The organism is Actinoalloteichus spitiensis RMV-1378, assembly GCF_000239155.1.
Lineage (GTDB): Bacteria > Actinomycetota > Actinomycetes > Mycobacteriales > Pseudonocardiaceae > Actinoalloteichus_B > Actinoalloteichus_B spitiensis.
In genome coordinates this window covers 1-9197 of the sequence record NZ_AGVX02000537.1, presented here as the reverse complement: position 1 = coordinate 9197, position 9197 = coordinate 1, and the positions used below count along the sequence as shown (strand labels likewise).

Annotated in this window: 8 protein-coding genes; 4 read left to right on the top strand and 4 right to left on the bottom strand. The window is 74.4% G+C overall.

Going from position 1 to position 9197, the window contains the following annotated elements:
* Together ACTIDRAF_RS30320 and ACTIDRAF_RS0221265 are read left to right on the top strand one after the other, a co-directional pair.
* Positions 1 to 702: maleylpyruvate isomerase family mycothiol-dependent enzyme (locus tag ACTIDRAF_RS30320; protein WP_016700736.1), on the top strand; the 702-nt coding region annotated here is incomplete at its 5' end.
* 15 nt (positions 703 to 717) lie between these two features.
* Positions 718 to 1395 carry a nucleoside/nucleotide kinase family protein gene (locus ACTIDRAF_RS0221265; RefSeq protein WP_016700734.1) on the top strand — a complete coding sequence of 226 codons (678 nt, stop codon included), beginning with the start codon at positions 718 to 720 and terminating at the stop codon, positions 1393 to 1395.
* Positions 1396 to 1912: 517 nt separating this feature from the next.
* Here the strand turns inward: ACTIDRAF_RS0221265 and ACTIDRAF_RS0221260 are convergent.
* Positions 1913 to 2719 carry an amino acid kinase family protein gene (locus tag ACTIDRAF_RS0221260; RefSeq protein ID WP_157163185.1) on the bottom strand — a complete coding sequence of 269 codons (807 nt, stop codon included), beginning with the start codon at positions 2717 to 2719 and terminating at the stop codon, positions 1913 to 1915.
* Between the two features lie 10 nt (positions 2720 to 2729).
* Entirely contained in the window at positions 2730 to 3425 is a 696-nt protein-coding gene (locus tag ACTIDRAF_RS30315; RefSeq protein ID WP_245533601.1) for an HAD-IA family hydrolase, read from the bottom strand.
* Positions 3426 to 3603: 178 nt separating this feature from the next.
* Between ACTIDRAF_RS30315 and ACTIDRAF_RS32200 the strand changes: the two genes are divergently transcribed.
* Positions 3604 to 4563, top strand: a complete 960-nt coding sequence (locus ACTIDRAF_RS32200) for a glycosyltransferase (RefSeq protein ID WP_016700731.1) — start codon at positions 3604 to 3606, stop codon at positions 4561 to 4563.
* Positions 4564 to 4617: 54 nt separating this feature from the next.
* Here ACTIDRAF_RS32200 and ACTIDRAF_RS32195 read toward each other — a convergent pair whose 3' ends face one another.
* A complete protein-coding gene (locus ACTIDRAF_RS32195; RefSeq protein ID WP_016700730.1) occupies positions 4618 to 5094 on the bottom strand; it encodes a helix-turn-helix transcriptional regulator in 477 nt (158 codons plus the stop codon).
* A 1189-nt stretch (positions 5095 to 6283) separates the two neighbouring features.
* Entirely contained in the window at positions 6284 to 7153 is an 870-nt protein-coding gene (locus ACTIDRAF_RS0221240) for an alpha/beta hydrolase (RefSeq protein ID WP_016700729.1), read from the bottom strand.
* Between the two features lie 1315 nt (positions 7154 to 8468).
* Between ACTIDRAF_RS0221240 and ACTIDRAF_RS30300 the strand changes: the two genes are divergently transcribed.
* Positions 8469 to 9197: phosphatase PAP2 family protein (locus ACTIDRAF_RS30300; protein WP_016700728.1), on the top strand; the 729-nt coding region annotated here is incomplete at its 3' end.

The window sequence follows — 9197 nt, the reverse complement described above, 5'->3', positions numbered from 1 at the left end:
CCGAGCGACGACGGGCCCTCGGTGCTGGTCCCGTGGCTGCGCCAGCGGACCGGACTCCTGATCGCGCTCAGCGAGGACTGGTCCGACGCGGACCTGCGGGTGCCGAGCGCCCTCCCCGGCTGGTCACGCGCCCACGTCCTGGTCCACCTCGGCCAGGTCACCTCGGCGATGGCGCGGCAGGCCGAGCACGCGCTGCGCGGCGCACTCGTCGACGTCTACGACGGGGGCCGTCCGGGGAGGGACGCCGCGATCGAGTCCGGCGCGCGGGGATCGGGCCAGGAGGTCCGGGACACGCTGGCGACCGGCCTGCGGCGGCTGCTGGCGGTCTGGGAACGGGTGTCCCCCCAGGACTGGTCGCGGCCGGTCCGCTACCGGGACGGGGACCTGGCGGGCACCGCCAGGGCCGTCTGGCGCGAGGTGGAGATCCACCTCGTGGACCTCGACGCCGGGTACCGGACGAGCGAGTGGACGGCCGCGTTCACCGACCACCTGGTGGAGTTCATGACCTGGCGGCTCCCCGAGGGTGTCGCGGTGCGACTGGTGCCCTCGGACGGCGGGCGGACCCGGTCACACGGTGCTGGGGTCCCCGTCACGGTGACCGGGACGGCGACGGACCTGGCCGCCTGGCTCGCGGGTCGGGACGCGCCCTCACTGCGCGCCGACCGCCCGGAGGGGCCACCAGCTCTCACCCCCTGGAACTGACAGGCAGGAGAAGCAATGATCATCGCGGTTGTGGGAAGTGACGGCGCGGGGAAGTCGACGGTGACCTCGTTGGCGGTCGACCGGCTCGCCGAGGCGGGGGTACCCGCGCAGCTCGTCGAGCGGTGGCGCATCGTCGACAACCCCGACTACCCGGCCACCCGGTTCCTCCGACCGCCGGTGTCCGACCTGCGGCTGTGCGTGGCCGAGATGCCCAACCCGCCCCGCTTCCTGTTCCTGATGTGGTCGATCGGCATGGCCCTGCTGGGCGAGCGGAACGACGCCGCGCCCAGTGCCGGTGCCGAGGCCGTCGGTGTGCTGGACGGCTACTGGATGAAACACGCCGCCAGCGAGATCGTCTACGGCATGGACCGGGGCTGGGTGGAGTCGGTCGTCGCCGGTCTGCCCGTGCCCGACCTCGTGCTCTACCTCCGGTTGGAACCCGAGGCGGCGTGGCGGCGCAAGGAACACGACCTGGTGCCCTACGAGTGCGGGATGGACCCCGACTGCGGGCGGGACAGCTTCCTGCGGCACCAGGGCGCGATCCTGTCGCTGCTGGACGAGTGGTCGGCCCGCTCCGGGTGGGTGGAGGTGGATGCCACCCTGCCGTTGGACACCGTGGTGGAGCGGGTGGTCACGGCGGTGCGGTCGGCTCGCGTTGGGAGTTCGACGAGGGCGGTGGACGCGGTCGGATGAGGCCGGTCCCAGCTCGGGTGGGGCGCCGTCGCCCGGTAGGAGGCGCGCCCCACCAGCCGGGTTCCCGGGCCGCCCCGAATTCCCGGGGAGCCGTTCCCCGGCCGGGTCGCGGCTGGCGCGGCTCGGGTTCCTCGCCGGTGGCGGCCCCGTTTCGTCAGCCGCGCCGACCGGCTTCCCGCCTGAGCGACCTGCTGCCCCGTCCGCGAGTTCGGGACGGGTGGGCGCGACCGCCCGCGCTTCCCCTCCTCGTGGCTCGGCGGAGGGTGGCCTCCTGCCGCCGACTCCGTCCGGCTGGCGGCGCCCCGGCCTGCCAGCCCCGGTCCTGGCTCGGTGGCGCGCCGCGGCCGCACCCGTCGACCTGCCTGGTGGAGCGCGGCTCGGCGTCGCAGTCCGGTCCGGCTTTCCCGCCGGTGCGCGCGCCGGCAGCGGCATCCGCCCACCCGGGAAGAGCTCGGGGCCGGTCCCTGGCGACCGTGCTGCCGGCACCGCGCTCGCTCCCGGCGCCGGCGCCCAGGGGTCAGCCCGTGGCGTCGGCGACGATGCGGGTGTGCGGCACGCCGGGCCACGTGCCACGCGCACCGAGCAGGAACCGCAGGTCCGGGGATGTCGGATCGCCACGGAGCACGAAGCACTCCGCCCCGTCGCGGGCGTGCTCGAGCAGCGCCGCCACCTTGCCCCCCATCGACCCGCTGGTGTCGTGCGCCGCCGCTGGCCAGATCCGCCGGAACGCCTCCGCCGCCGTCCCGGGCGTGATCTCCGGGATCACCTCGTCGCTGCCGGGACCGCCGGCCAGGACTCCCGGGACGTCGGTGAGCACGGCGACCCGCGTCCGACCTGGCTCGCCGCGCACGGCCACGGCCGGGACGTGGTCGCTGCCGAACACCCGCAGCGAGCCGTCGGCGCAGAGCACGCTGTCGCCGGCGAGCACCGGGAGGATGCCGTGGTCGAGCAGGAGCCGCACGGTGCCGGAACGGACCTCCGGCCCCTGTGGGCCGAGCGTGCAGATGGCGGCGACCTGGACGGGGAAGCACCGCGAGCCGAGCTCCCGCAGCGCCCGCACCCACGACCACTTGACGTCGAAGGTCGCACGGGTGAGGGGCAGCGGGGCGAGGGGGTCGCCAACGTCGAGGTGTCGCACGGCACCGTGCCCGATGGATCCGCCACCCACGACGAGGACCACGCGCCCGGGTGCGGCTGCGTGCAGGTCGGCGATCTGCGCCGCGTACCCCGCCAGGGCGTCGTGGTCCAGGTGGTCGCGCCGGGCCTTCTCCGAGACCAGGCTCCCGCCCACCTTCACCACCAACAGGTCGACCTCGTCGTCCACCACTGCCTCCTCAGTCCGCCGTCTCGCCGTTGGCCGCCGGGGACGGTGACCTGCCCGTCAGCCTGAGGCCGGGCGGTTCCGCCGCGACGCGGACGGAGCTCAGGTCGTCGACCCAGGCGGCCAGGTCGGGCCGCGAGCTGGCGAGTTCCGGGCCAACCCCCACGCACCTCATCCCGGCCGCCGTGGCGGCATCCCACCCGACGGGGGCGTCCTCGAGGACGACGCACCGGGTGGGTTCCACACCCAGTTCCTCGGCGGCCAGCAGGTAGCCCTCCGGGTCGGGTTTGCCCTTCGCGACCTGCTCGGCGGTCACCACCACGGGCGGGCGGGACAGGCCCGCGGCGGCGAGCCGCGCGGACGCGATCGCCGCCGCCCCGGAGGTGACCACCGCCCACCGCAGCGGTGGCAGCAGCCCGGTGAGCGCTGCGGCACCGGGGATGGCGGTGACCTGGTCCATGACCTCGAAGTCCAGTTCGGCGATGCGGTCGACCTCCGGCTCCACGTCCAGGTGGGGGGCGGCCAAACGGACCAGGTCCTCGTCGCGGCGGCCGTGGGCCAGCGCCGCGATGGCGTCCGGGTCCAGCCCGCGCTCGACGGCCCAGCGCCGCATCGCGAAGTCGATCGCGCGCGCCGAATTCACCAGGACGCCGTCCAGATCGAACAGAATGGCGTCCACACCGGTCATTTCCCAGATTCGATGCGCCATGTTTCCTCCTCCGGGGGTGGTCAACCGGCGACCGCACCACCATAGGACGACCCGCACCGGGAAAGCGCACACGAAGAGGAAGGTTAGATCATTTGTTAACGTCGTTTGACAACGGAGCACCGAGTACCCATAGGTTGTGCTTCCACCTCAGGAATCAGGTATTTCGGGAGCATCGGAAATGGTTGACCTCGGCGCGAGCCCGGTTTTCGTCATCCCGCACCACGCCCGGTCCGACGAGTCCTGGGGGTACCTGGAACGCACCGTCGGCAGCCTGTTCACGCAGAGCGACCGCGCCTGGCGCGCGGTCATCGTGGACGACGCGTCCCCCGGCCCGGACGTGGGGCGGCGGCTGGAGGCGGTTCGCGCCAGGGATCCGGAGCGCCTCGTCGTGCTCCGCACGACGTCCTCCGGCGGCCCTGGGGCGGCCCGCAACCGGGGCGTGTCCTGGGCGGCGGCCCGGGGAGCTCCGTTCGTGTTGTTCCTCGACGCCGACGACCTCGCCCACCCGCACCGCCTCCGCAGGACCCGCCGCGTCTTCGCGGAGCGGCCCACCATCGACTTCGTGTACTCGGGTTTCACCGTGATCGACGAGCACGGCCAGCCGGTTCCCGAGGATCGCGTGACCCCGTCGATCCGGGAGATCCTGGACTCGCACCGCAAGGGGCCACCGGAGGGACCGGACGCCTGGATCACCATCGGCACCGAACTCGGCTACACGAGCCTGACCTCCACGGTCGCGACGCGGATCGACCTGGCCACCCGGTGCCCGTTCCCCGCCACCGGTGTCGCCGAGGACGACCACACGTGGCTGCGCATGTCCGCGGCCGGGACGGGTTTCGCGTTCCTCCGGGACACCGAGGCCGGGTACCGGGTGCCGTCGACGACCGAGGGCTCGGCGACTCGGGCGGCGGTGGGTTCGGCGTTCTACTGGGCTTCGGCGCAGGTGACGGCGGACGGGTTCGCCAGGGCGCTGGTGACGGCCCTGGCCAGGGGCAGGGTGGACGAGGCCGAGGCGGGGGCGCTGCTGTCGCGGTTCCACGACCGGCTGGCCGAGACGATGGCCGGGGAGGGCCGCGCCGACCTCGCGGCGGTCAGCCGGGCGCTCGCCCACTGCGGAGGAGCTGTCCTGCCCGGTTGAGACCGGGGCGAACCCGACCGGCGGCCCCACCCCGCGTGGCCGGTCGGGCCCCGTTCAGTACCGCCGGCCCCGTCCCGCGGCTCCTCGGGGCAGCAGGCCGTGTTCGTAGGCGGCGGCGACGAGCGCGGTGCGGTTGGGGGCGTCGAAGCGGGCCATCAGCCGCCCGAGGTGGTAGCTGACCGCCTGGCGGCTGTAGTGCAGGGCCTTGGCGGTCTCCACCGTGGAGAAGCCCCGCGCCACCATGGCGAGGATGCGCAGCTCCAGGCCGTCGACCTCCCGAAGCTCGGGGCGTCGCGGGGCGGGAGCCGGCGGGTGCGCCCGACCACCGAGGATGGCCCACACGACGTCGTGGATGGCGACCACCACCCTGCTGCAGATCTCGGTGACGAACCGCCGGGGAACGCCCCCGCCCCGGTTGATCAGCCGCCCCGCTCCTCCGGCGGCGACGCGGCGGCTGACGTCGGCGAGCTCTCCCCGTGGCACCCCGGCCTCGACCAGCCCGTCCGAGACGGTCTCGATGCGGTGGAGCACCCCGGGAGGGACCGGCCGCCCCGGAGGACGAACTCGCGCAGTGGGGGCAGGACCTCCGAGACCAGTGCCCCGACCTCGGCGCCCCACCTCTCCCGATCAGTCGAACGGACGTACCTCACGAGCAGGTCCTGGATCTCGACAGTGAATTCGGATTTCGGATTTGAACGTTCAATAAGAGCAACCCTGCTGCCAGGAAGAACCACGACCACCACTTTCCCCCTCGCCCCGGTCAACAACAATGCGGTCCTCGATCGAATCCCGCCTCCCAGCATGTCGCCGGGTCCGCGTGGCCAGTCACGTCAACACCCTGACCGCAGAACACGGATTCGGTTCCAGAGGGCGGTCCACCGAGGGTGAACCACGCATTCCGAGGTCTTGAATGTGCTGGAAGTCCGCTGGTCGCCACCTCCGCTCCGTGCCGCCACACGGCCGCCCGAGCGTAAGTGGGAGCGCTCCCACACGTCAAGATTGTCTATGCGCTAAATTTCTCGTTTCATCTGGACAAATGATGGGTGACGACTTTCGCACTCCAGCGTCCGGATCGGTGGTTTCCCACCGGCGGCGGCGCTGGACCGCGCTCCTGCGTCGGCGGTCGAACGAACGGATCACCCGGCGGTCGACCTGATGGCGCCGGAGGTTGACCAGGACGGCCCATCCGAACGCTCCGGTGCCCCACCACCTGCCGCCACTCCTCCGCCGCGTCAGGTAGGCCGTTCAGCGGAGCTCGCGCCACGAGGGCTGCGTCACATGGGGGGCGCGCTCCAGGAGACGGCTCGCACTCCCACCGCCGTCCACCACCGTGGCGGTCCCGCCTCCACACCGGACCGCGCCGACGGGCACCCTCCGGATGCGGAGAGGAGAACGGAGGAACGTGGTCGGCGGTGACGATCGAGGGCACAGACCCGGCTCACCCGTCGCACGCGACCCGCCGGCGCGAGCACCCGGCGTCGAACGGCCGCAGCGGCGACGACGTGGAGCCGTGGCGCACGGGCAGGGCACCGCGCGGCGGTGATCCGCTCAAGCCGTCCGGCCGGAGCTGGCCATCGTGCACCGCCCGACCCGAACCCGCCGGCCGAGGGCGGAGCGCACCGCTGGTCGATGCCCCGGCCTCCTCGCCCGAACCGGGGACCTCGCCCGCCGCCCGCCTCGCACCCGCCGGCGACCAGGTCGGTGCGGGCCGCGAGCTGGCTCAGCCCACGCGCATCCGCCGCCGCACCGCGTCCCCGAGGACCGTGCCCGGCCGGCCGAGGTCGAGGGGAAGGTCGAAGTGGTTGCGGCCGGGCACCACGACGTCGGTGACCTCGGTGCCCACGGCCCGGGCCCGGTCGACGAACTCCCGGTGCTGCCGGGCGAACTCCTCCGTCTCGTTCCGACCGCGCGCGACCAGGAGGGGCGGGAGCGGCGAGCGGAGGGCCAGCAGCGGGCTGGACGCGGCCGCGGCGGCCGTGTCCAGCCCCAGCGCGTCGTTGACGTAGGTGTGGCGCAACGGCTCCAGTTCGTACACCCCGCTGAGGAGCGCGGCGCTGCCGATGGCCCGCGCCGGGTCGAGTCCGTCGCGCCGCCACCCCTCGACGTCGAGCAGGGCGCTGGCCACCAGGTGCGCCCCGGCCGACGTCCCGCTCAGGTGGACCTCCGAGGGACGTCCCGGGAGTTCGGACCGGTGCCGGCAGAGGTGCCGGATGCCGAGGCTGACCGAGGCGACGATCTCGGCGAGGCCGTGGGCCGGGGCGAGGCCGTACCCGAGTGCCGCGAAGGCCGCGCCGGCCGGGACGAGGTCGAGGGCGGGGAAGGCCGAGTCGTGCCGGCTGAGTTCCTGCCAGTAGCCGCCGTGGACGAACACGTGCAGCGGCGCGCCCGGCCGGGGGGCGGGGAAGTAGTCGTAGGCCTGGTCGGGGCCGGGTCCGTAGCTCAGGCCGCGGTGGACCTCCAGGTCCCGCCTGGCCTGCTCGCTGCGGCGAGCGTAGTCGGCGAGGTAGGGGGCGATGTCGTGCACCCGGGAACTCGGCGAGTACTGCCGAGCCAGCTCGTCGCGGTCGTAGTCCCGCCAGTCCACCGCCATCGCGGCCCCCTTTCGGTCACCCCCGGGACGGGCAGCGCACCGGGTCGTCCTGGTGGTCGGCACCGCCCCGCGCGTCGGCCCCCATCATGCTCCGGGCCGAGGCGGGGCACCGGCCCCTCCGGGTGGCCCTCCGGGGCGGCGGGAACGGTCGTCTCGGCCGTGGCGGCACGACCACGTCGCCGGTCGCGGTGTGCTCCGGCCTCCGCCCCGCCGACACCGGGAACGGGCCCGCTCGGGACGGTCTCGGCCACCAACCACGAGCCGCTTCCCCCGGGTGCCTGCCGGCGATCCGAGCCAGGAGGGCACGTTCGGGCGGAACCCGGGTGCGGTGGGTGGCGGCGGGCGCGGTCGGAGGCCGTCCCGGGGGACGGACCGGGCCCGGCTCGGCCCCCTCTCGGCCGCTGGCGTGCTGCCGGCCGGGGAGGAACCGTGCCGCCGCGCCGCTGGGCGGGCAGAGGACCGCCGGCGCGGCCCGCTGACCACCACGGCCGGCAGCACGCACCCACGCCCGGGATGGCGGAACCCCCGGCCGCTCGGGGTCACCAGCCGAGGCGTGCGCGTGCCCTCACCACGACCCCGTCCCCGGCGGCGGACACCGCGCGTGGGGGGCGGATGGTGGGAGGCACCCGGGTGCGGCCGGGGCGCGGGGCGGGCTGGGTCCGGTAGCGCTGGGGCTCGCCGTGGCCAGCTGGTGCCCCCGCTCGGTTCCCCGGTCAGCGCGGGTTCGGCGCTGGCGTGCACCGTCCTGTCGGCCCGCACCGGCCGGGGAGCACCGGGTCGACTGGACCGCCGTGCTCGGCGACCGGTGACCGGCGACCGGTGACCTCACGTTGTCCCGGTCGCTGCCCCTCGCCGGCGCCCAGCGATGATCCTGTCGCCGGTGCGGTCGGAGCGTCGTTGCGACCCCGGCTTCCCGGGCGCGGGTCGGGCAGCTCACCCGCCCGAGCCCCGACCGCCGCCGGCCAGGCCGCCCGTCCGGGCACACCCCCGCCCCTCACGGCCACCTCCGTGGCCCGAGGCGGACCACCCACAAGGGCGGCGGCGCGCCGGCCCGTACACGCCGTTCCCGCGTGCGCGGGATTCTGTGCGGACGGGTCCGTCGGCCCGGTGTCGGCGGTCCCCGGCCCCGCAGGGGCCGCGCAACGTCGGGACGAGGACACGCGTCCCCCGGATGACGAGGAGCACCAGCACCCGCCCGCCGAACCGGCATCGGCGACTGTGTCAAGATCATCGGCTGGGTCCCGCACCCGCCCCGATCCACGACCCCGCCGGTAGCGCGGACCGCCGCCCGACCGAGATTGGACAACGGACACGCATGGCAGAAACCCCTGACGGCGTCCCCGGCATCAGCGCGACCCTGTACCGGGGTCTGGTCGAGTTCGCCTCCGGAACGCCGGACTGGGTGCACCTCGCCGCCGAGATCATCACCGACGGGCTGCCGATCATGCTGGTCGTGCTGCTCCTGCTGAACTGGTGGCGGGCCAGGGGCATCGGGGGCCGGGCTCTCCCGCTGGCCCTGCTCGCCCTCGCCGCCACGGCCCTGTCCTACCTGGTGAGCGAGACGATCAAGACCGTGGTCGGCCAGGAAAGGCCCTGCCAGTCGATCGACGTCGTCATGATCGTGGCCTGCGATCCGGTCGGAGACTACTCCTTCCCGAGCAACCACACCACCTTCGCCACGGCGGCGGCCGTCGGGCTGGCGATGGCCTGGCGGCGGGTGGCGACCTGGGTGTTGGTCTCCGCCGTGGTGACCGCGTTCTCCCGGGTGTTCGTCGGCGCCCACTACCCGCACGACGTGGTCGCCGGACTGGTGCTGGGCACGCTGGTGGCCTACCTGGTGCTGCGGTTCGGCGCCGCCCCGATGGGGAAGCTGACCGACTGGGCGGCGGGCGTGCCCGCGCTGCGGTGGGCGGTGGCCACCGGGCCCGTTCCGGCGGCCACCGCGCCGGTCGAGGAGGCACCGGCCGTCGCCGGCGACGCCCCGACGCCCCGCGAGCGCTCCGAGACACCCCCACCCCGCGCGCCCCAGCCGCCGGCGCCGGTG

What these genes read in the sequence shown, in the direction of transcription:
- ACTIDRAF_RS30315 (WP_245533601.1), bottom strand. Translation starts at nt 3,425, where the DNA reads ATGGCGCATCGAATCTGGGAAATGACCGGTGTGGACGCCATTCTGTTC.
- ACTIDRAF_RS32200 (WP_016700731.1), top strand. Translation starts at nt 3,604, where the DNA reads ATGGTTGACCTCGGCGCGAGCCCGGTTTTCGTCATCCCGCACCACGCC.
- ACTIDRAF_RS0221240 (WP_016700729.1), bottom strand. Translation starts at nt 7,153, where the DNA reads ATGGCGGTGGACTGGCGGGACTACGACCGCGACGAGCTGGCTCGGCAG.
- ACTIDRAF_RS0221265 (WP_016700734.1), top strand. Translation starts at nt 718, where the DNA reads ATGATCATCGCGGTTGTGGGAAGTGACGGCGCGGGGAAGTCGACGGTG.